This window comes from Massilia sp. UBA6681 (assembly GCF_002454935.1).
GTDB lineage: Bacteria > Pseudomonadota > Gammaproteobacteria > Burkholderiales > Burkholderiaceae_D > Telluria > Telluria varians.
Genome location: NZ_DKJX01000079.1, coordinates 26,395 through 47,985 on the forward strand (window position 1 = coordinate 26,395; position 21,591 = coordinate 47,985).

Annotated in this window: 16 protein-coding genes; 9 read left to right on the plus strand and 7 right to left on the minus strand. The window is 64.4% G+C overall.

The features are described from left to right. Window positions 1-189 precede the first annotated feature (189 nt). The 6 genes from B2R83_RS13120 to puuE all read right to left on the minus strand — a co-directional run bounded on the left by B2R83_RS13120 (window position 190) and on the right by puuE (window position 9,101). On the minus strand, window positions 190-1,692 hold the full coding sequence (locus B2R83_RS13120; RefSeq protein WP_292041922.1) for an adenosine deaminase: 1,503 nt from the start codon (window positions 1,690-1,692) through the stop codon (window positions 190-192). 111 nt (window positions 1,693-1,803) lie between these two features. Next, on the minus strand, window positions 1,804-3,114 hold the full coding sequence (guaD, locus tag B2R83_RS13125) for a guanine deaminase (RefSeq protein WP_292041923.1): 1,311 nt from the start codon (window positions 3,112-3,114) through the stop codon (window positions 1,804-1,806). Continuing rightward, a complete protein-coding gene (gene xdhC / locus B2R83_RS13130) occupies window positions 3,114-4,202 on the minus strand; it encodes a xanthine dehydrogenase accessory protein XdhC (protein ID WP_292041932.1) in 1,089 nt (362 codons plus the stop codon). The genes guaD and xdhC overlap by 1 nt, the downstream gene beginning before the upstream one ends. Next, window positions 4,202-6,541, minus strand: coding sequence for a xanthine dehydrogenase molybdopterin binding subunit (xdhB, locus tag B2R83_RS13135; RefSeq protein WP_292041942.1), 2,340 nt, complete (start codon window positions 6,539-6,541; stop codon window positions 4,202-4,204). The genes xdhC and xdhB overlap by 1 nt, the downstream gene beginning before the upstream one ends. 13 nt (window positions 6,542-6,554) lie before the next feature. Next, window positions 6,555-8,033: a xanthine dehydrogenase small subunit gene (gene xdhA, locus B2R83_RS13140; RefSeq protein ID WP_292041945.1), complete on the minus strand. Its 1,479-nt coding sequence runs from the start codon at window positions 8,031-8,033 to the stop codon at window positions 6,555-6,557. A gap of 126 nt (window positions 8,034-8,159) precedes the next feature. Continuing rightward, a complete protein-coding gene (gene puuE / locus B2R83_RS13145; RefSeq protein WP_292041948.1) occupies window positions 8,160-9,101 on the minus strand; it encodes an allantoinase PuuE in 942 nt (313 codons plus the stop codon). A gap of 93 nt (window positions 9,102-9,194) precedes the next feature. On the opposite strand from puuE, the gene uraH reads away from it, so the two are divergent. The 6 genes from uraH to B2R83_RS13175 all read left to right on the plus strand — a co-directional run bounded on the left by uraH (window position 9,195) and on the right by B2R83_RS13175 (window position 17,352). Then, complete coding sequence (uraH, locus tag B2R83_RS13150) at window positions 9,195-9,554, plus strand: hydroxyisourate hydrolase (RefSeq protein ID WP_292041952.1); 360 nt, start codon at window positions 9,195-9,197, stop codon at window positions 9,552-9,554. 62 nt (window positions 9,555-9,616) lie between these two features. Beyond that, on the plus strand, window positions 9,617-10,174 hold the full coding sequence (locus B2R83_RS13155; protein ID WP_292041955.1) for an ATP-dependent Clp protease proteolytic subunit: 558 nt from the start codon (window positions 9,617-9,619) through the stop codon (window positions 10,172-10,174). Window positions 10,175-10,411: 237 nt separating this feature from the next. Then, window positions 10,412-12,139 carry a type IV-A pilus assembly ATPase PilB gene (gene pilB / locus B2R83_RS13160; RefSeq protein ID WP_292041958.1) on the plus strand — a complete coding sequence of 576 codons (1,728 nt, stop codon included), beginning with the start codon at window positions 10,412-10,414 and terminating at the stop codon, window positions 12,137-12,139. A 17-nt stretch (window positions 12,140-12,156) separates the two neighbouring features. Beyond that, window positions 12,157-13,392, plus strand: a complete 1,236-nt coding sequence (locus B2R83_RS13165; protein WP_292041960.1) for a type II secretion system F family protein — start codon at window positions 12,157-12,159, stop codon at window positions 13,390-13,392. 181 nt (window positions 13,393-13,573) lie between these two features. Then, window positions 13,574-16,255 carry a hypothetical protein gene (locus tag B2R83_RS13170; protein ID WP_292041962.1) on the plus strand — a complete coding sequence of 894 codons (2,682 nt, stop codon included), beginning with the start codon at window positions 13,574-13,576 and terminating at the stop codon, window positions 16,253-16,255. An 8-nt stretch (window positions 16,256-16,263) separates the two neighbouring features. Then, window positions 16,264-17,352 carry a hypothetical protein gene (locus B2R83_RS13175; RefSeq protein ID WP_292041964.1) on the plus strand — a complete coding sequence of 363 codons (1,089 nt, stop codon included), beginning with the start codon at window positions 16,264-16,266 and terminating at the stop codon, window positions 17,350-17,352. 73 nt (window positions 17,353-17,425) lie between these two features. On the opposite strand, the gene B2R83_RS13180 is transcribed toward B2R83_RS13175, so the two are convergent. Next, window positions 17,426-18,325, minus strand: a complete 900-nt coding sequence (locus tag B2R83_RS13180) for a LysR family transcriptional regulator (protein WP_292041967.1) — start codon at window positions 18,323-18,325, stop codon at window positions 17,426-17,428. A gap of 109 nt (window positions 18,326-18,434) precedes the next feature. On the opposite strand from B2R83_RS13180, the gene B2R83_RS13185 reads away from it, so the two are divergent. The 3 genes from B2R83_RS13185 to B2R83_RS13195 all read left to right on the plus strand — a co-directional run bounded on the left by B2R83_RS13185 (window position 18,435) and on the right by B2R83_RS13195 (window position 21,576). Further along, on the plus strand, window positions 18,435-18,863 hold the full coding sequence (locus B2R83_RS13185; protein ID WP_292041974.1) for a TerB family tellurite resistance protein: 429 nt from the start codon (window positions 18,435-18,437) through the stop codon (window positions 18,861-18,863). 28 nt (window positions 18,864-18,891) lie between these two features. Beyond that, a complete protein-coding gene (locus tag B2R83_RS13190) occupies window positions 18,892-19,878 on the plus strand; it encodes a TerC family protein (RefSeq protein ID WP_292041977.1) in 987 nt (328 codons plus the stop codon). Window positions 19,879-20,091: 213 nt separating this feature from the next. Then, window positions 20,092-21,576: an MFS transporter gene (locus B2R83_RS13195; RefSeq protein ID WP_292041979.1), complete on the plus strand. Its 1,485-nt coding sequence runs from the start codon at window positions 20,092-20,094 to the stop codon at window positions 21,574-21,576. The last annotated feature ends 15 nt before the right edge of the window (window positions 21,577-21,591 follow it).

The following is a 21,591-nucleotide window of genomic DNA, read 5'->3' on the forward strand; positions in this document are numbered from 1 at the left end:
ATTATAAAGGCGGCATTCCTAGGCGAAATTTTTTTAATAAAAATTTCGCCAAACCGAGGAAGGAAGAGGATTTTTTGTAGCAGGAAGGCCACAAAAGATGAATTATTGCTAAGCGAGTGTCAAAAAGTCACTCGTTCAAGATGACTTGAAGGCGCTCCGCAGTGGCTGCGAAGCGCCTTGTACACAGGCTTACTTTGCTGCAGCCTGCGCCTTTGCCAGGGCGGCAATCTTCGCTTCGAAAGCGGCGAAGCGCTCATCCAGCTGGCGGGTCAAACGTTGTTTTTCTGCCACCGACAGGAAGGCGTAGCGGATGCTGTTGTACGAGGTCCGCTTCATCTCCGCGTAGTCCGGTTTGTAGCGGCTGGCGAACAGCACGTACTCGTGCGACAGCGTGTGGCGGGTAACGCCGGCGTCGTCCGTCGAGATCACGTAGGGCACGCCATATTTACGGTACAGGGTGATCGGGTGGTTCGCACCTTCGACACCGCTGATGAAAGCGTTCGAGGTCAGGTTGATCTCGACCGGGATGTCGTCCTTGCGCATCCTGGCCATGATGGCCGGAGCGTTGCTTTCGTGCGCCAGGTCGAGGCCGTGGCCGATGCGGTTGGCGTTGGCGACCACCAGGGCCTGGTCGATGTGGAACTTCAGGCCTTCCGGCGGGACGTCGCCCAGCGCCAGCTCGCCGGCGTGCATGGCCACCTTCACTTCCGGGTAGCGCGACTTCAGGAAGCGGAACATCTTCATGTGCAGCGTGTAGTCGCGCATCGAGACCATGGTGCTTTCCTGGCCGACGATGTTGACGCCCACGATCTTGTCGCTCATGGCCGCGGCCTTGAAGCCCGAAACCATCGAGGAGAACACCTGCGACGGGTTCAGCAGGCGCAGCACATAGGTCTGGTAGCGCATGGTGAAGCGCTCGTCGTCGATGCCCTCGGCCGACTCGTGGATCTTCGCCACGAAGTCCTCGGTCTGCTTCCGGAAGCCGGCGTCCTGTTCCAGCACGGCCAGCCAGGCCCCCATCTGGGCCTCGAAAGCCCTATCATCGTGAGCATTGTTCCAGGCCTGGGCGTCGAAATCCTTGTTCACCACGAACGGCGACATCTTGAACATGGTCTCGATGTAGCTGACGTTCTCGGCGATGGCGCGCTTCTTGAGTTCCTGCAGGCCTTCGCGGAAGTTCGCGTTCGAGACCGGGCCGAAGAAGCCGAAGGTCTGGAAGAACAGGCGGTCCGGCGGCGGCTGGATCGCACCATGGTTGCTGAAGTCCTTGTTCGACCAGCGCTGCAGCAGCTCGCGGTAGGTGTAGTCGTCGGCATAGACCTCGGCGGTCGACAGGCAGTTGCGGTCCTCCGCCGGCTTGGCGCGCTCGGCGGCCACCACGTCCTTCCTGGTCTCGATGCGGTAAGTACGCTTGTCGACGCAGTAGCCCTGCTTGTCGAGGAAGTCGACGTACTGCTCGGCGTAGACCGAACCCGAATAATGGTGGTGCAGGTCGCCGCCCTTCGGCATCTGGGTGAAGAACAGGGTCAGCTCGGCGGTCTTCGGCTCGCCGGCGATCAGGCTGGCGTAGTGGCGGGCGGTCGCGGTTTCATTCGCGCTCGTTTTCGCTGCGGCCGGGCCCTTGGCCAGGGCCTGCGGGGCGCCGGCGACGGCCAGGGCGAGCAGGACGCTGCCGGTCAGTTGTTTGTACATGGATCGGGACTTTCTGGTGCGGTGGTTGCTGCAAATACGCGCAGGCTCGCGCCTGCGGTGGACCGCGCAACTCTATACGGTTGAGTTAGCGTTGGCAATATCGCACTGGTATCACGCGTCGCGGGCGTGGACCTGCCTGCCGGCCGAGTAAGTCGCCCGGATGGCCCGGTCATCCCCCAGCAGCGCCAGCGCGAACAGCAGTTCTTCCAGCGAGTCCAGCTGCTTCGTCCTGCGCGCCAGCAGCGGCGTGCAGCTTGGGTCGAGCACGACGAAGTCCGCTTCCGTGCCCGGCCGGAAGCTGCCGACCGTGCCTTCCAGGCCCATGGCGCGCGCCGCGCCCAGCGTCGCCAGGTAGAACATGCGCGCGGCCGGCAGGTAGCTGCCCTTCAGGCGCGCCACCTTGTAGGCCTCGTTCATGGTCTGCAGCATCGAGAACGAGGTGCCGGCGCCGACGTCGGTGCCGAGCGCAAGCTGCGTGCGTGCGCTGTCGGCCTTCTCGAAGTCGAACAGGCCGCTGCCGAGGAACAGGTTGGAGGTCGGGCACACCGCCGCCGCGCTACCCGTGGCCGCCATGCGCGCGAAGTCCTCGTCGTCCAGCCAGATGCAATGGCCGAACAGGGCGCGCGGACGCATCAGGCCGAAGCGCTCGTAGACGTCCAGGTAGCTGCGCGCCTGCGGATGCAGTTCGCCCACCCACTTGCACTCGTCCCTGTTTTCCGAGACGTGGGTCTGGATGAAGGTGTCCGGGTAGGCCTGGGCCAATTCGGCGGTGGCGCGCAGCTGGGCGTCGGTCGAGGTGGGGGCGAAGCGCGGGGTGATCGCATACAGCTGGCGGCCGCGCTTGTGCCACTTCTCGATCAGGTCCGCGCTGGCGCCGACGCCGCCCTCGAGGTCGCGCAGAAAGTCCGGGCAATGACGGTCCATCAGCACCTTGCCGGCCACCATGCGCAAGTTGCGCGCCTCGCTGGCCTCGAAGAACGCGTCCACCGATTGCGGATGAACGGTGCAGTACACCACGGCGGTGGTGGTCCCGCAGCGCAGCAGCTCGTCGAGGAAGAACTCGGCGGTGGCGCGCGCATGCGCCGGATCCTCGAAGCGGCGCTCGGTCGGGAAGGTGTAGGTCTCCAGCCAGGGCAGCAGGCCCGGGCTCGGCGAGGCGATCATGTCGGTCTGCGGGTAATGCAGGTGGGTGTCGATGAAGCCCGGAGTAATGAGCTGGCCGCGGTAGTCGTGCGGGGCCACGCCTGGCGGCAGCGTGCCGACCAGGGCGGCGTAATCGCCCGCCGCCTTGACGCGGCCGTCTTCGACGACCAGCAGGCCGTCCTCGTGCCAGGCGTAGGCGTCGCTGTCGAAAGCCGGGTCGGCGTGAAAATGCAGCAAGCTCGCACGGTAGGCTTGCACGTTATTGGGTGCGGTGGACATTAGATAAATTCCGTTGAAACGTCTGGCTGGCGGGCGCAAGCTTCCCACACGAGGAGCAGCTGGGCCGCCACGGAGGCCGCGATCACGGCCGGGGCCTTGCCCTCGATGCCGGGCAAGCCGACGGGGCAGACCATCGCGTCGAGGCGCGCGGCATCGATGCCGCGTTCGCGCAGGCGGTGCTCGAACTGGCGGCGCTTGGTGCTCGAACCGATCAGGCCGAACCAATCCCCTGCGCCGGGGCGGGACAGTATCGCGTGGGACAGCTGCAGGTCAAGTGCGTGGCTGTGGGTCATGACCAGGAAGGTGGTGCCGTGTGGTGCTTTTTCAACAAGCACCTCGGGGGTGTCGGTCGCTTCGACCGTGACGTTGGCCGGGATCGAGGCCGGGAACAGCTCGTCGCGCTCGTCGACCCAGGTGACGCGGCAGGGCAGTTCGGCCAGCGCGCGGACGATGGCGGCGCCGACGTGGCCGGCGCCGAACAGCATCAGGTGGGCGCGCGGGGCGAGGACGGCGTCAAGCAGCCAGAGGCGATTGTCAGCGTCCTGGAAGAGATGAGTCCCTGCAGTGCGGTCGAATGCGGGAGCGTCGCCGCCGGCAAGCAGTCGCCCGTTAGCATCGAACAAGGACGTAGGGTGGGCGGGTCTCCCGCCCACGCGTTCAGCCAAAGTTGAATTCGCGGCTGAGCTTCCGTCTATTGAACGCGTGGGCGGGGAACCCGCCCACCCTACAAGAACAACGCGCCACGTATCTTCGTTCCGTCGTCTATTGAGCAATGCAATCTGCTCGGCATCCGCCATCTCGAAAGCCAGCCACGCAATCCCCCCGCAACACTGCCCCAGCTTCGGCCCCAGCGGAAAACGCTCGACATGCGCCTGCCCCCCACCCTGCTCCAGCATCGCCCGCGCCATTTCCAGCGCCCGGTGCTCGAGGTGCCCGCCGCCGATGGTGCCGCGAAAGCCCTGCGCGTCCACCAGCATGCGCGCGCCCGGCTCACGCGGGACGGAGCCCTCGACGCGGGCGACCGTCACCAGCACTGCCGGCGCGTGCAGTTCCTCATTTGGCAACCAGTCTTGCAGCCAATCGCTCATCAAGCGCTCGCCGCTTCGACGGCTGCCACCGCCTTCAGGATCTCTTCGCAGGTGGCCGGCGCGTTCAGCGGCGGATGCACCCGGTGCCCGCCGACCGCGGAGATGGCGTCACGGATCGCGAAGAACACCGAGAACGGCAGCAGCAGCGGCGGCTCGCCCACGGCCTTGGAGCGGTGGATGCTGTCCTCGACGTTGCGGTTCCGGAACAGGCGCACGCGGAAGTCTTCCGGGCAGTCGGAAACGCCGGGGATCTTGTAGGTCGAGGGCGCATGCGTCATCAACTTGCCCGCCGGGTTCCACCACAGTTCTTCGGTGGTGAGCCAGCCCATGCCCTGGATGAAGGCGCCTTCGACCTGGCCGATGTCGATCGCCGGGTTGAGCGAATTGCCGGCGTCGTATAGCGCATCGGCGCGCAGCAGCTTCCATTCGCCGGTGAGCGTGTCCACCACCACTTCCGACACCGCGGCGCCATAGGCGTAGTAGGAGAAGGGATGCCCGTTCATGGTCTTCGGGTCCCAGTGCAGGCCGGGGGTGGCATAGAAGCCGTCGGACCACAGCTGCACCCGGGCCAGGTAGGCCTTGGCCACCACTTCGCCGAAGCGCAGCGCTTCTCCGTTCACGAACACGGTGTCGTCGGCAAAACGCACTTCCGATGGATCGCCGCCGAATTGCGATGCCACGAAGGCGGCCAGCCGGTCGCGGATCTTGCGCGCGGCGTCCTGCGCGGCCTTGCCGTTCAGGTCCGCGCCGGTCGAGGCGGCGGTGGCCGAGGTGTTGGCGACCTTGCTGGTATTGGTGGCCGTGGCGCGCACGCGCGCCAGGTCCACGCCCAGTTCGTGCGCCACCACCTGCATCACCTTGGTGTTGATGCCCTGCCCCATCTCGGTGCCGCCGTGGTTCACCAGGATCGAGCCGTCCACGTAGACGTGCACCAGCGCGCCCGCCTGGTTCAGGTGGGTGACGTTGAAGGCGATGCCGAATTTGACGGGGGTGAGCGCCAGGCCCTTCTTGAGCACGGGGCTGGCGCGGTTGAAGTCCTCGATCGCAGCGCGGCGCGCGCGGTACTCGCTGGTCTGCTCGAGCTCCGCCACCAGTTCGTGGATGACGTTGTCGACGATCGTCTGGCCGTAGGGCGTGACATTGCGCTCGTTGCTGCCACTGCGGCCGTAGAAGTTCAGGCGCCGGATGTCGAGCGGGTCGCGGCCGAGGTTGCGCGCGATCTCGTCGATCACGTATTCGATGGCGATCGCGCCCTGCGGTCCGCCGAAGCCGCGGAAGGCGGTGTTCGACTGGGTGTTGGTCTTGCCGCAGGCGGCGCGGATCTCGACGTCGGACAGGTAATAGCTGTTGTCGAAGTGGCAGACGGCGCGCGTCGCCACCGGACCGGACAGGTCGGCCGAGAAGCCGGCGCGCGTGACCATGTCGACCTTCGCGGCGACGATGCGCCCTTCCCCGTCGTAGCCGACTTCGTATTCATAGTGGAAGCAGTGGCGCTTGCCGGTGACCAGCATGTCGTCGTCGCGGTCGGCGCGCAGCTTGACCGGGCGGCGCGTGCGCCTAGCTGCGATCGCCGCCGCCGCAGCCCACAGCGCCGACTGCGATTCCTTGCCGCCGAAGCCGCCGCCCATGCGGCGGCACTCGACCGTCACGTGGTGCGAATGCAGGCCGAGCGCATGCGCCACCACGTGCTGCATCTCGCTCGGGTGCTGGGTCGAGCAGTACACGTGCATGCCGTGGTCTTCGCCGGGAATGGCGTAGGCGATCTGGCCTTCGAGGTAGAACTGTTCCTGGCCGCCGACATACAGCTCGCCTTTCACGCGGTGCGGCGCCGATGCGAAGGCGCTTTGCGCGTCGCCGCGCGCCAGGCGCATCGGCGGCAGCACGTACGATTGGGCGGCGCGCGCCTCCTGCGGCGTCAGGATCGCCGGCAGGTCTTCGTAGTCGATCCTGGCCAGCCTGGCGGCGCGACGCGCGTTGTCGTGGCTGTCGGCGACGACGATGAAGACCGGCTGTCCCACGTACTGGACCAGGCCGTCCGCCAGGATCGGGTCGTCATGGATGATGGGGCCGCAGTCGTTCAGCCCCGGAATATCCTGCGCAGTGAGCACCGCCACCACGCCGCGGCTGGCGCGTACCGAGTCCAGGTCGATACCGAGGATGCGCGCATGGGCGCGGCCCGACAGGCCGAGCGCCGCATGCAGGGTGCCGGCGGTTTCGCGGATATCGTCGGTATAGGTGGCCTGGCCGAGCACGTGCAGCACGGCGGATTCGTGCGGGCGGGCGCGCCCGACTTCGGTCCACTGGGCCGCGTCGAGGATGGTGGTGCCTGCGTCGTTCATGTCCGTTCTCCTCTCAAGCGGCCGCGAAGGCATTGAGCGCGCCGACCGGCAGCGGATTCTCGAGGCGGGTCTCGAACCAGAAGCGGCGCAGCAGGTTCTGCGCGGCCAGCATGCGGTAGGCGCTGGAGGCGCGCATGTCGCTCAGCGGCGCGTAATCCTGGGCCAGCGCGTTCATGGCGGCGCGCAGCGAAGCTTCGTTCCATGGCTGGCCGATGAGCAGCGCTTCGGCCTTGGCGGCGCGCTTGGGCGTGGCCGCCATGCCCCCAAAGGCGATGCGTGCGGCGGTCACGGTGTCGCCGTCGAGGGTGACGGCAAAGGCCGCGCACACGCTTGATATGTCCTGGTCGAAGCGCTTGGCCAGTTTATAGGTGCGAAAACGCAGGCCGGCGCCTGGCAAGGGCACGCGTACTGCCTGCACGAACTCGCCCGGCTGCAGGTCTTTCTGCTGGTAGCCGAGATAAAAATCTTCCAGCGCCAGCACCCGCTCGCCCGCGGCGCCGCGCAGCACCACCTGGCTGCCGAGGGCGATCAGCCAGGGCATCGAGTCGCCGATCGGCGAGCCGTTGGCGACGTTGCCGCCCAGCGTGCCGGCATTGCGGATCGGGAGCGAGGCGAAGCGCTGCCACATCTCCGTCAACGCATCCGGATAGTGGCGGCAGATGGCCGCGTAGGCATCGTTCAGGCTCACGCCCGCGCCGATCTCCAGGGTGTCGCCGGATTCGGCCAGTGTCTTGAGTTCGTCCACCTGGCCCAGGTAGATGATGTCGTTCAGCTCGCGCATCTGCTTGGTGACCCAGAGGCCGACGTCGGTCGAGCCGGCCAGCATCAGGGCCTGCGGGAATGCGCTGCGCAGCTGCACCAGCTCGGCGAGCGTGCGCGGGACGTGGAAGCGCCCGCCTTGCGCTTCGTACGTGAAGCCATGGGTGCGCTGCAGGACGCGCAGGCGCTCGGCCAGCGCGGCGCGGTCGAAAGCGCTTGGGGGCAGCTCGACCATGCGGCGGGCCGCATCGATGATCGGGCGGTAGCCGGTGCAGCGGCACAGGTTGCCCGAGAGCGCATCGTCGATCTGGCAGCGCGAGGGCTGGCGGCCGGAAAGCCCATGGCTTTCCTGTTTCAGGTACATGCCCCACAGCGACATGGCGAAGCCCGGGGTGCAGAAGCCGCACTGCGAACCGTGGCACTCGACCAGGGCCTGCTGGACCGGATGCAGGCTGCCGTCGGGCTGCTGCAGGTCTTCGACCGTGAACAAGGCCTTGCCGTCGAGCGTGGGCGTGAACTGGATGCAGGAATTGACCGCCTTGAGCTGCAATTCGCCGCCTTCCAGCGAACCGATCACCACCGTGCAGGCGCCGCAATCGCCCTCGGCACAACCTTCCTTGGTGCCGGTGCAATGCAGGTCCTCCCGCAGGTGCTGCAGGATGGTCTGCGTCGGCTGCGCGTCACGGACTTCGTGGACGGCGCCGCGGTAAAAGAAGCGGATCGGCTCTGGCATTCTGTTCTCTCTTGGCTGCAAAAGCGGCAAGGGCGGAAGGCTACCACCCGGATGCACACCACTTATAAGATAATCTATATATTACTCATCAATATATTCGTATATCTTAAGAATCGCCCTGCCCTTTCATTTTAGGAAAGGATGCAGCGTTTTCCAGTGGTTCGCGATGTCGATGCGGCGCGTGATCCAGACCTTATCATGCCCCTGGACATAGTCGAGGAAGCGCGCCAGCGCCGCGGCGCGCGCCGGCCGTCCGACCAGCCGGCAATGCAGGCCGATCGACAGCATCTTCGGGCGGTCCAGGCCGTCAGGGTCGCCCTCGGCATACAGCACGTCGAAGGCATCCTTCAGGTAGTCGAAGAACTGGGTGCCCGAGTTAAAACCCTGCAGGGCGGCGAAGCGCATGTCGTTGGTATCGAGCGTGTACGGCACCACCAGGTGCGACACCCGCCGGCCGTCGCTGGTCTCGACCTGCTGCCAGAACGGCAGGTCGTCGCCGTAATGGTCGGCGTCGTAGGCGAAGCCGCCGTGCTCGACCACCAGCCGGCGCGTGTTGGGCGAGTCGCGCCCGGTGTACCAGCCGAGCGGCGCTTCGCCGGTCAGCTCGCGCAGGATCTCTACCGCCTCCAACATGTGCGCACGCTCGGTCGCTTCGTCGACGTTCTGGTACGAGATCCAGCGCAGCCCGTGGCAGGCGATCTCGTGGCCCAGTTCGCGGAAGGCGCTGGCCGCCTCGGGATGGCGCCTGAGCGCCATCGCCACGGCGAACACCGTCAGCGGCAGGCCGCGGTCCTCGAACAGGCGCAGCACCCGCCACAGGCCGGCGCGCGAGCCGTATTCGTAGAGCGACTCCATGCTCATGTGGCGCATCGGGAAGGCTTGCGCCCCGATGATCTCGGAAAGGAAGGTTTCGGAAGTCGGGTCGCCGTGCAGCACGCAGTTCTCGCCACCCTCCTCGTAGTTCAGCACGAACTGCAGGGCCACGCGCGCGCCGCCGGGCCAGCGCGCATGCGGCGGATTGCGGCCGTAGCCGACCAGGTCGCGCGGATATTCGGAGTAAGTGTCCATGGTCTCGGAAAGAGGCAGGTATATCGGCGATCATATATTGCAGGAAGCACAACGGTATATGATTGCCCGCATACTTCCACTCATTCCGCTGATATGGGCAAACTCTCCACCCACGTGCTCGATACCGCCCACGGCCGCCCCGGCGCGGGGGTCAAGGTCGAGCTGTACGGTATCGACTCGGGCGGCCGCACCCTGATCAAGACCGAGGTCACGAACAGCGACGGCCGCTGCTCCGCGCCGCTGCTGGAAGGCGAGCTGCTGCGGCCCGGCCAGTACGAGCTGGTCTTCCATGCCGGCGACTACTTCGCCGCCCAGGGCGTGGAGCTGCCCCCGCCCCACCTGCGCTTCCTCGACCGCGTGACGATCGCTTTCGGCATCTTCGACGCCCAGCAAAACTACCACGTGCCGCTGGTAATGACGCCCTGGTCCTACTCCACCTACCGGGGCAGCTAGCATCCGGACGCGGCCGGCGCCTGAAACTTGCTATGCTCGATCTCATCGCGTCGGGAGAAGCCATGGCATTGCATATCGTTCATTTCATCGGACCGATCAACCATCATTCCGCCAGCAGCATTCGCAACAATTGCTTGCAGGCGCTGCAGAACGGCGCGACCGAGATCGAACTGCACATGTCCAGCGAGGGCGGCAACATGACGGCCGGCTTCGCCCTGTATTTCTTCCTGAAGCCGCTGCCGGTGCCGCTCACCACCCACAATATCGGGAGCGTGGAATCGGTGGCCGTGGTCATCTTCCTGGCCGGGCAAAAACGTTACGCCTGCCCCGGCACGCGCTTCCTGATCCACCCGCTGCACTGGGGTTTCGGCAGCCTGGTCGCGGCCGACCATTCGCGCGTGTCCGAGTGGCGCGACTGCCTCGATTTCGACGCCGAGCGCTATGCCAGCATCTTCCTCGAGGCCACCACCGCCGCCGGCTGTCCCACCGACATCCGCAGCAACCTGACGGGCAATGCGCGCATCTTCGATGCCGACGGGGCGGTCAAGGCCGGGATCGTCCACCGCGCCGTGCAGGCACAGTTGCCGGCGGCCGGATCGACTTGTCATTGGTGGAATTAATCTGCCAACAAGCCACCCGCTCGAACTGCATCAAGCCCCTCCTTGTCAGCTCAACCATAATGCTTGTCGCCCCAACCACAAGCATTATCGGCTGCACCATAAAGTCCCGCATGACAGCCTGTCTACGTGGCGCGTACGCATCTCCCGGGGCACGGCACGCTTTACAAATTTGATGCCCGTAGGCATCATCCAGAGAATCCATCCCGGGTAAATCTCCGTCCTTTCAGCCCTTCTCCTATGGCAGCAGTCCTCCCCAACACGATCACCGGTGCGCCCTTGTCGGGCCTGGCGCGGGCGCTCGTGCAGGCTGGCCGGCTGAGTCCGGGACAGGCGGATGGGCTGCACAAGAAAGCCGCCGCCGACAAGACCGCCTTCATCGACGCCCTGCTCGAGAGCGGCATCATCGAGCCGGCCGCCCTGGCCAGCTTCTGCGCCGAGACCTTCGGCTACCCTTTGCTCGACCTGTCCTGCTTCGCGCCCGACTCCCTCCCGGCGACCGCCATCGACGCCAAGCTGATGCAGGCGCAGCGCGTCATCGCGCTGGCCAAGCGCGGCAACAAGATGTCGGTGGCGCTGTCCGACCCGACCAATATCCAGGCCCTGGACCAGATCAAGTTCCAGAGCGAGGCCTCGGTGGAGCCGGTGATCGTGGCCCACGATGTCCTGCTCAAGCTGCTGGACAAGCTGGCCAAGAGCAACGAAGCCAGCCTGAACGAGCTGGTCGGCGACGATGCCGAGATCGAATTCGCCGAGGAAGAAGCGCAGGCGGCCGCGCTGCCGGACCCGGCGAGCGATGTCGAGGATGCGCCGATCGTGCGCTTCCTGAACAAGATACTGATGGATGCGCTCCAGCTGGGCGCCTCCGACATCCACTTCGAGCCCTACGAGAAGTACTACCGCATCCGCATGCGCGTCGACGGCGTGCTGCGCGACCATGCCAATCCGCCGCTGGCGATCCGCGAGAAGCTGGTCTCGCGCATCAAGGTGCTGGCCAAGCTCGACATCTCGGAAAAGCGCGTGCCGCAGGACGGCCGCATGCGCCTGATCGTCGGCCCGACCCGCAGCATCGACTTCCGTGTCAGCACCCTGCCCACGCTGTTCGGCGAAAAGACCGTCATGCGTATCCTCGACGCCACCCAGGCGCAGATGGGCATCGACGCGCTCGGCTACGATCCCGAACAGAAGGCGCTGCTGCTGGACGCGATCTCGCGCCCCTACGGCATGGTGCTGGTCACCGGCCCGACCGGCTCCGGCAAGACGGTATCGCTGTACACCTGCCTGAATGTATTGAACAAGCCCGGCATCAACATCTCGACCGCCGAAGACCCGGCCGAGATCAACCTGCCCGGCGTGAACCAGGTGAACGTCAACGACAAGGCCGGCCTGACCTTCCCGGTGGCGCTGAAGTCCTTCCTGCGCCAGGATCCCGACATCATCATGGTCGGCGAAATCCGCGACCTGGAAACCGCCGACATCGCGATCAAGGCCGCCCAGACCGGCCACATGGTGTTCTCGACCCTGCACACCAATGACGCGCCCTCGACCCTGACCCGCCTGATGAACATGGGCGTGGCGCCTTTCAATATCGCCTCCTCGGTCATCCTGATCACGGCGCAGCGCCTGGCGCGCCGCCTCTGCAGCTGCAAGCAGCCGCTCGATACCTCGCGCGAGGTGCTGGTCGCGGCCGGCTACCGCGACAGCGACCTGGAAGGCGGCTGGAAGCCCTATGGCCCGGTGGGCTGCGACCGCTGCCTCGGCTCCGGCTACAAGGGCCGCGTCGGCATCTACCAGATCATGCCGATCACCCCGGCCATCGAGGCCCTGATCCTTGCGCACGGCAATTCGATGCAGATCGCCGAGCAGGCCGAGAAGGAAGGCGTGAACTCGCTGCGCCGCTCCGGCCTGATGAAGGTAAAACAAGGACTCACCAGTCTAGAAGAAGTGCTCGGCTGCACCAACGAATAGCGAACTAGAAGACAACTATGGCAACGTCCCTACAAAAGCGCGACCGCGCAGGCGTGCAGGTCAAGGAAGCGGTCTACGCCTGGGAAGGCAAGGACAAGACCGGCAAGACGGTGCGCGGCGAACTGCGCGCCGGCGGCGAGGCGATCGTCAACGTCACGCTGCGCCGCCAGGGCATCCTGGTCACCAAGGTCAAGAAGAAGGCCTACCGCAGCGGACGCAAGATCACCGAGAAAGACCTGTCTCTGTTCACGCGCCAGCTGGCCACCATGATGAAGGCCGGCGTGCCGCTGCTGCAGGCCTTCGACATCGTCGGCAAGGGCCACGCCAACCCGTCCATGTCCAAGCTGATCATGGACCTGCGCAACGACGTCGAGACCGGCACCAGCCTGAACAACGCCTTCCGCAAGTACCCGGTCTACTTCGACCCGCTGTTCTGCAACCTGGTGGGCGCCGGCGAACAGGCCGGCATCCTGGAAGACCTCCTGACCCGCCTGGCGATCTACAAGGAGAAGACGCTGGCGATCAAGGGCAAGATCAAGTCGGCCCTGATGTACCCGATCTCGATCATCGCGATCGCCTTCGTCGTCACCGCGATCATCATGATCTGGGTGGTCCCCGCCTTCAAGGAAGTGTTCAAGACCTTCGGCGCCGACCTGCCCGCCCCGACCCTGATCGTGATGGGCATCTCGGACTTCGTCGTGGAATGGTGGTGGCTGATCTTCGGCGGGCTGTTCGCCGGCCTGTACTTCTTCTTCCAGGCCTGGAAGCGCTCGCGCAAGATGCAGCAGGCGATGGACCGCCTGCTGCTGCGCCTGCCGATCTTCGGCGCCGTGATCCGCAAGGCCACCATCGCGCGCTGGACCCGCACCCTGTCGACCATGTTCGCTGCCGGCGTGCCGCTGGTCGAAGCGCTCGACTCGGTCGGCGGCGCCTCGGGCAACGACGTCTACCTGGAAGCGACCAAGAAGATCCAGACCGAAGTCAGCACCGGCACCAGCCTGACGATCTCGATGCAGAACGCGAACGTGTTCCCCAACATGGTCATCCAGATGGTGCAGATCGGCGAGGAATCCGGTTCGCTCGACGCCATGCTGGGCAAGGTGGCCGACTTCTTCGAAGAGGAAGTGGACGAGGCGGTGGCGGCGCTGTCGTCGCTGATGGAACCGCTGATCATGGTGATCCTGGGGGTGCTGATTGGTGGCCTGGTGATTGCGATGTATATGCCGATCTTCAAGCTGGGGTCGGTGGTGTGAGTTGCTTTCTGTAGACTGTCGGAGTTTTCTGGGCGACTAATCAGGCCGACACACAGGCACGAGGCAGCGGCAAGAGCCTGTCGCTATTTCGTGCATCGATGGTGACTTGGCTGGCGCGCCCGTATACGATAGCTGGACTACTTTCCAGAAAGCATATTCCCGTTGCACGCCTGATCGCCGCATGAATCAAGACTATTTTTATGACCGGTGCCGCGACTGGGTGCGCACAGCTGCACCGGAACAACAAACCCTGGCCTGGATCGGTCTCGGACACGCGTATGCGACCTTGCGCCGTCTCGACGCCTACAACAAACCCTTGCTGGAGACAGCGGACGAATGGCTGGTACACTTCCAGCAACTACGTCCGTCTTTGCCGGACCAGCACCTCACTTGGCGAGTCCCGGCAGACCACTGGGGTTCCGCACTACTCGACAAAGTACTCGACCTCTCCGCCGACGATCTCGCCCGCTGCGTCGGGGAAGCGATTCCGGACTTGCGCGGTCCGGCGTTACGGCTGCGCGTACAGGCCGCCGACGGCACGCTCGACGATAAGTGGCTGGTCCCTCTACACATATCGGACACTGTTCGCATCGCGCTCAGCTTTCGCCTGTGGGAGAAACGGCCGCTCGCATCGAACTGGCCACTGCGCGTCGGCGTGCTTGGACACGGGCTGACGAACTCGGACGCTTTCGACTACGCCAGGTGGGGGCACCGTTTTACCAGAATCCTCACGCTCGGACGAGTGCATGATCGCTGCGATCTTTTGATCTACCCGGGCAGCGGCGACGATCTGCTCGAAGACCTTCACACTTCTCCGCTACCGATTCGCGCGGACATGGTACTGTTGCGCTACGAAGGTTCCGCCAGCGTCATGCGACGGGTGCTCGACACGCTCCAGTGCAGCGGTTACGCGTGTTTCCATGCGGACGATTTTCGCGCTCTCATCCATCGTTCAACAGGCCTGGCCCACGGACTCGCACATGGTTTCCGCTTCGACCAGGCATGGCACTACACCTACGGTGCGAACATCCTGCCGCATCTTTCGGATGAACTGGCGGATCGCTCCTTGGCCGAGCTGGAAGAGGCCTTCCGGCCCTCCGGGAGCAGGCGCAGCAATCGTGGGGCGACGCTCAGCGGCAACCCGTATCATCGCGCATGGCGGCTGGCGCGCCACGCGCGGGAGTTTGAACACCGCCGGAAATCCACTGACTCCATATCGCGCAGCGTCGAGCGGGTGCTGCAACAGCAATCCTGGATCATGCTCGACGGCCAGGCATGGCCGGCGGATCGAGGGTTCTTGCTGGGGCGTACGGCACGAATCGAAATACGGATAGGGCCAGAAGAGACGCTTGGGCAGAACCTGGAAGAAGCGTTTCCCGATCCGGACACACGCTTCGATGAGCCCGCTATGCTGCACGTGTGGCTGACCGAACCGCGCCAGCTCGACGCCCCATTGCACGGCACCATCGAACTGCCACCGGAAGGGCCAAGCAGCGTTCACACGTTCGAATTCATTCCACGCGCCGAAGGCGACTTCGAAGCACGTATTCTCGTCCTGTTCCGTGGACGCGTGCTCCAAACAGCCCTCCTGCTGGGGCAGGTGTCGAGAGCTGACGTCGTCCCGCGTCCAAATCGCATGGCCACCCCAAGGCTGGGAAATGTGATTCGCGCGCGCATGCGCATCGACGACTTGCGCGAACGTGCCCAGTTCGACCTGGCACTCGTCGAGAATCACCTGCCCGGTGGAGAGCCGAGGTTGGTGGCCTTGTCGGGTTCGGCAGCCTGGGTCGTGCGCGGATTCAATGCCAACGATTATCACGAACAACTCAACGACATTCTTTCGCACGTTGGGTGTACGCCAGGCCGGTATGAGCAATTGAACTCGCCGGATTCGGTCGCGCTCCTGCGTGAACTTGCCGTACAAGGCGCCGACTTGCGAGAGCAACTGATACAGACGAGCATTGCGCGCCCTCGCAACAATCCCGGCATCATGCACCTGGAATACATCCAACTGGTCACAGCACGCGACGGGCCGACCTTGCCGCTCGAGATCGTATACGACTTCGACGCACCCGGCAAAGGGGCGAGACTGTGCCCCGACTGGGAAAACGCCGAGGGAGTTTGTCCTTCGTCCTGCGGCGGCGGATCGAAGGAGCGTATTTGTCCGCGCGGTTTCTGGGGCGTCAGTAAGGTGATCGAACGACATCAGTTGAGCGGGGAGCATGGCGCGGGCGGTGACTTCTACCTGCAGTGCGAGCCGGACCGGGCTGTCCAGAGTATCGCGATCGGGGACAAGCTGCTGCTCGGAACCAGCAAGGTGCTGGCCGGTTCCGAGCAGCAGCTTGTCGAGGCATTGAATGCGGCCGGCATCACGTCACTACACGTGCAGGACTGGGCCGCCTGGGTTGACAGGGTCACGCAAGATAACCCGCGCCTGCTACTGTGCCTGGCGCATACTGGAGGTGCGGATGCGTATGCTTCGCTGGAGATCAGCGGGCAGTACCTGAGGACGAAAGAGATCGGACGTGAACACGTCTGTCCCCATCCCGGCGGCCAAGCGCCGATCGTCCTGCTGCTCGGCTGCGATACGGTCCAGGCAGGCCAGGATTTCAGCCCGCACGTGCGCCGGTTCATGGCGAAAGGCGCAGCCATTGTCGTTGCCACCAGTTGCATCGTCGACGGGGACCAGGCGGCACACGCGGCGACGATCCTGGTGGACACCTTGTGCAAGACGGCAGCCGAGAAACATGGGTCATTGGGTGAATGCATGCGCACCTTCCGCCGCAAGGCATTGGCGCAAAACATCATGCTGGCACTGGGTGTGATGGCGTTTGGCGACGCCGACTGGCAGCTTACCCATTGAGGAGCCTCATGTTCGACATCACACTGCTCCCTGCAGCCGAAGGCGACGCCATCTGGATCGAATATGGCGAAGGCGATGCTCGCCACCATATCTGCATCGACGGGGGCCCGTTCCACACCTTCCCGGCGCTGTGCGAACATGCGAGGAAGTGCCTGCCTTCCAGGAATCGTACGGTGGAACTGCTAGTCATCAGCCATATCGACGGCGATCACATCGAAGGCGTGGTGAGGATGCTGGCCGGACCACGGACGAACTGGCTGTTCTATCCGGACGAGATCTGGTTCAATGGCTATCATCATCTTCTAGGAAATACGCTTGGCGCACGCGACGGCGAGTATTTGAGCGCGCTCTTGCGCAAACATGCACCACAAGCATGGAACAAGTCGTTCCACGGCGTAGCGGTCATCATGGAGAACGTCCCGCAGAAGCCGATGACGCTGCCGGGGGGAATGGAAATTACCCTGCTTTCACCGAACAGGGACAAGCTAGGCAAGCTGCGCGGTAAATGGCGCACAGACTTGAGCAAGGCAGGCCTGGCTCCCGGCGACGACAAACGTACGCTGGCGCGTCTGCACGCTGACCGTCGATACCGCAAGGCCGGCGCGCGCACGCTTGGCAAGGCAGGCACGGACGAGATTGAGGAATTATTCCGTCAGGTCGACGACTCGGCCGCCAACGGCAGCAGTATCGCATTCCTTGCACATTTCAAAGGCGCATCCTGCCTGTTCCTGGCGGATGCCCATGCGGATATTCTGGCGAGCTCGATCAAGGCGATTCTACCGGAGGGTGCGGAACGCCTTGAAGTCGATGCCGTAAAGGTCTCCCACCACGGCAGCAGCAATAACATATCCGACGAACTCCTTGGTCTCATCGACGCCCGTCATTACCTGTTCAGTACTAATGGCGCCCGACACCTGCACCCACACCAAGCAACGATCGACGCCATCTTGCAGCACTCCCTGAAGGACCCGGTACTCTGGTTCAACCACCGTTCGCCTAGCACTGCACCGTTCGAACAGATGCAAGGGCGCAGGACGCACCGGACAGAGTACCCGGCGTCGCCGGAAGCGGGAATGACCTTGCAGCTTCTCACGTGAAGGACAGCTTTCGGACAGCGAATCAGGGCGAGCTTGCCGAGACCGGATGCGCTACCGCTACAGCTTAACCGCTTCAGTCCGCGCGTCCGAACACCGCCCCCGCCCCCTCCAGGATGCGCCGCACCGCCGGATGCCGTTCGCGCCGCTCCACCGACACCGCATAGAAGTGCTCGACGATGCTGTCGATGACGCCCACCGGCACCATGCCGTTTTCAAGCTGCACGATCTCGGACAGCACGGTCGGCGCCACCATGAAGCCGGTGCCGGCGCAGGCGAAGGATTTCAACAAGGCGCCGTCGTCGAACTCGCCCACCGTGATCGGACGCAGGTCGTGGCTCTCGAACCAGCTCTTGAGCTGGGTGTGGACGGCGGCGTCCTGGCCCGGCAGCAGGAAGGGCGCGTCGCGCAGGCGCTGCGGGAATTCGCCGGGCCACTCCTCGCATAACTCCGGGTGTCCGAACACGGTGAGCGTGCTCGATCCCATCAGTTGGGTATAGCCGCGCACCGCGCCGCCGGTGGGCAGGCCCTGGTCGGCGATCACGAGATCGAGCTTGTGGGCGGCGAGATCGACGACCAGGTCGTCGAAACGCCCTTCGCGGCAGATCAGACGCATCGCCGTCCCGGCTTCGCGCGCCGGTTGCAGCAGGCGGAAGGCCATCGGCTTGGCGATCACGTCGCAGATGCCGACCCGTAGCGTTTCCTCGCCCGTGAAGGCGCCGCGCCGTACCGCCTGTTCGAGCTCGTTGCCGAGGTCGAAGATCTGCTCGGCGTAGCGCAGCACGGTCTTGCCGGCCTCGGTCAGTTCCAGCACCCGCCCCTTCTTCTTGAACAGTTCCTCGCCCAGCTGCTCTTCCAGCACCTGCAGCTGCATGCTGATCGCCTGCGCCGTCACGTGCAGCTGTTCGGCTGCGCGCGCCACGGTGCCATGGGTGGCGACCGCGTGGAAGTAATGCAGATGCTTGTAATTGATCATGGCAGCAAAACCTCAATTAAACTTACGCTTTACGAAAGATTAATCGATTTTACTTTAGTTTCGTGCGCTTCTATAGTGGGCCTCACTTAATCACAACAACGAGGTCACCATGCACGCTTATCAAACCAACAGTCCCGAAGCCGTCAGCCGCATCCTGGCCCTGACCATGATCGTCGACGGCCACCTGAGCCCCGCCGAGGTGAGCGCCATGCACCACTCCACATACCTGGAACAGGTGCAGATCGACGACGACACCTTCGACCGCACCCTGCGCGAGCTGTGCGAAGACCTGCTCGATGCCGCGGCCAACCGCCGCGCCGGCATGGTCGAGATCGACCCGCGCCTGATGGACGCCCTGCTGCTCGACCTGCGCGATCCGCTGCTGCAGATCCGCGTGTGGAGGACCATGGTCGACATCATCCACGCCGACGGCCACCTCGACGGCCGCGAAGCGACGCTGGTGCGACGCGCGGCGCGCGCCTGGTTCGGCCAGATCGATGCCGAGGATTCCTTCACCACCGCGGCCCTCGCCACCTGAGGCCGCCTTTTCTTAAGCGGAGAACATCATGGACTTCCTCACTACCCTCTGGCTCGGCACGCCGGCCTGGTCCTGGCTGGTGTTCCTCACCATCGTCGTGGTGCTGCTGGCCTTCGACCTTGGCGTGCTGAACAAGAAGGACCACGTCATCGGGGTCAAGGAAAGCCTGAGACTGTCGGCGCTGTACATCGCCGCGGGCCTGCTGTTCGGCCTGTGGGTCTGGCATGAGTTCGGCAGCGAAAAAGGCATGCACTTCTATACGGGCTTCCTGATCGAGAAGAGCCTGTCGCTGGATAACATCTTCGTGATCTCGCTGATCTTCGCCACCCTGGCGATCCCGCCGCTCTACCAGCACCGCGTGCTGTTCTGGGGCATCATGGGTGTGATCATCACGCGCGGCATCATGATCGGCGCCGGCACCGCCCTGGTGGAAAGCTATTACTGGACCCTGTACATCTTCGGCGCCTTCCTGGTCTTCACCGGCATCAAGATGTTTTTCGTGGATACCGACAGCGACGACATCCGCGAAAGCAAGGTGCTGTCCTGGCTGAAGGGCCACATGCGCATCACGCCCGACCTGCACGGCAACCACTTCCTGGTGCGCCAGCCGGACCCGGCGCAACCCGGCAAGACCCTGCTGTGGGCGACGCCGCTGTTCCTGGCGCTATGCATGGTGGAGATCACCGACGTGGTGTTCGCAGTCGACAGCGTGCCCGCGATCTTCGCGATCACCAGCGACCCGTTCGTCGTCTACACCTCGAACATCTTCGCGGTGCTGGGCCTGCGTGCGCTGTACTTCGCGCTGGCGGCGATGGTGGCGCGCTTCCACTACCTGAAGTACTCGCTGGCCGCGGTGCTGGTCTTCATCGGCTCGAAGATCTTCCTGGGCGACTTCGTCTTCGGCGGCAAGGTGCCGGCGGCGCTGTCGCTGGCGGTGACGGGACTGCTGCTCGCCTCGGGCATCCTGTACTCGCTGTGGAAGACCCGGAATGACCCGCCGGCGGTAGCGGGCTAACCAGCAGCACACCCACACGGCGGCACGGGCAGGCGCGAAGCAAACAGCGCCGACCGTGCCGCCGGCTCGTTTCCAGCCTTCTCGGCAGTTGACTCCGTACTAAGCCTCAGCCATACTCGGATAAATGCTAGCGCTATCATTTAGTGATATATAAATGGTAGCGACTGGTTCCGGCGCATCAGACGCCTGACTTATAACGATATCCGAGACATCATGAGCATTCCAAAAGCGACCCCTGCACGGCTGGGAGTAGTCGAAAAGCTCGGCTACAGCCTGGGCGACCTTGCCGCCAACCTGATCTTCCAGACCCTCCTGACCTTCATCGCCTTCTTCTACACGGACGTGTACAAGCTGGCGCCGAGCGCGGCGGCCTCGGTCATCTTCATCGGCGGCATCGTCGGCGCCTGCTTCAACCCGATGATGGGCCTGCTGGCGGACCGCACCCGCACCCGCTGGGGCAAGTTCCGTCCCTGGATCCTGTGGACCTCGATTCCCTTCGGTCTCACCGCGCTGCTGGCCTTCAGCACGCCCGATCTCGGGGAGCAGGGCAAGATCGTCTATGCGCTGCTGACCTACATCTTGCTGATGCTGGTCTACTCGGCCAACAACCTGCCCTACTCGGCCCTGAGCGGCGTCCTGACCGGCAATATGGCCGAGCGCAACAGCCTGTCGGCCTACCGCTTCACCGCCGTGATGGTCGCCCAGTTCATCATCCAGGTCCTGTTGCTGCCGCTGGTGCTGATCGCCGGCGGCGGCGACAAGGCGCTCGGCTTCCAGAACGTGATGACCGTGTTCGCGATCGTCGGCACCGTCTTCTTCCTGATCACCTTCTTCACCACCCGCGAGCGGGTGGTGCCGGCGCCGACGCAGCGCTCCAGCATCCGCCAGGACATCGTGGACCTGCTGGGCAACCGCCCCTGGGTCGTGATGCTGGTGCTGACCATCCTGGTGTTCATCACGCTGGCCCTGAAAGGCGGCACCTACGTCTACTACTTCAACTCCTACCTGAGCGAAACGCACCTCGCGGCCTTCCTCGAGAACATCGGCTTCAACGGCTTCATCGCCGGGCTGAACGCGCTGCTCGCCAGCGTCGGCCTGACCGCCTTCCACTGGCCGAAAGATGCCGCCACCTCGGGCTTCAGCGTGTTCAATGCGGTCGGCATCATCATGATGATCATCGGGATCGGCTTTTCCAAGCCGCTGGCGGACCGCTTCGGCAAGCGCGACGTGTTCGGCGCCGCGCTGCTGGTCTCGACCGTCTTCATGCTGGCCCTGTACTTCTTCCCTCCCGAATCCATCGGCCCGGTCTTCCTGTGCCAGCTGCTGCACGGCTTCTTCTACGGCATCACGATCCCGCTGCTGTGGGCCATGATCGCCGACGTCGCCGACTACTCGGAATGGAAGAACAACCGGCGCGCCACCGCCCTGCTGTTCTCGGCAATGATCTTCGGCCTCAAGGCGGGCCTGAGCATCGGCGGCGCCCTGGTCGCGGCCCTGCTGTCCCACTATGGGTATGACGCGTCGCTGCCGGCCCAGGCGCCCGAGACGGCCAACGGCATCCTGCTGTCGGTCAGCGTGTGGGCCTCGATTCCCTTCCTGCTCGGCGTCGCCAGCCTGGCCTTGTACGACATCCGCAAGTCGGTCGAGCTGCAGATCGAGCGCGATCTCGGCGACCGCCGCGCCGCCGCCCAGCACTGATTCTTCTTTCAACGA

Coding starts and splice junctions, on each gene's coding strand:
- B2R83_RS13155 (WP_292041955.1), top strand. CDS start 9,617: ATGGCATTGCATATCGTTCATTTCATCGGACCGATCAACCATCATTCC.
- B2R83_RS13195 (WP_292041979.1), top strand. CDS start 20,092: ATGAGCATTCCAAAAGCGACCCCTGCACGGCTGGGAGTAGTCGAAAAG.
- B2R83_RS13165 (WP_292041960.1), top strand. CDS start 12,157: ATGGCAACGTCCCTACAAAAGCGCGACCGCGCAGGCGTGCAGGTCAAG.
- pilB (WP_292041958.1), top strand. CDS start 10,412: ATGGCAGCAGTCCTCCCCAACACGATCACCGGTGCGCCCTTGTCGGGC.
- xdhB (WP_292041942.1), bottom strand. CDS start 6,541: ATGAACGACGCAGGCACCACCATCCTCGACGCGGCCCAGTGGACCGAA.
- B2R83_RS13190 (WP_292041977.1), top strand. CDS start 18,892: ATGGACTTCCTCACTACCCTCTGGCTCGGCACGCCGGCCTGGTCCTGG.
- B2R83_RS13120 (WP_292041922.1), bottom strand. CDS start 1,692: ATGTACAAACAACTGACCGGCAGCGTCCTGCTCGCCCTGGCCGTCGCC.
- B2R83_RS13180 (WP_292041967.1), bottom strand. CDS start 18,325: ATGATCAATTACAAGCATCTGCATTACTTCCACGCGGTCGCCACCCAT.
- xdhA (WP_292041945.1), bottom strand. CDS start 8,033: ATGCCAGAGCCGATCCGCTTCTTTTACCGCGGCGCCGTCCACGAAGTC.
- B2R83_RS13170 (WP_292041962.1), top strand. CDS start 13,574: ATGAATCAAGACTATTTTTATGACCGGTGCCGCGACTGGGTGCGCACA.
- B2R83_RS13185 (WP_292041974.1), top strand. CDS start 18,435: ATGCACGCTTATCAAACCAACAGTCCCGAAGCCGTCAGCCGCATCCTG.
- B2R83_RS13175 (WP_292041964.1), top strand. CDS start 16,264: ATGTTCGACATCACACTGCTCCCTGCAGCCGAAGGCGACGCCATCTGG.
- xdhC (WP_292041932.1), bottom strand. CDS start 4,202: ATGAGCGATTGGCTGCAAGACTGGTTGCCAAATGAGGAACTGCACGCG.
- uraH (WP_292041952.1), top strand. CDS start 9,195: ATGGGCAAACTCTCCACCCACGTGCTCGATACCGCCCACGGCCGCCCC.
- guaD (WP_292041923.1), bottom strand. CDS start 3,114: ATGTCCACCGCACCCAATAACGTGCAAGCCTACCGTGCGAGCTTGCTG.
- puuE (WP_292041948.1), bottom strand. CDS start 9,101: ATGGACACTTACTCCGAATATCCGCGCGACCTGGTCGGCTACGGCCGC.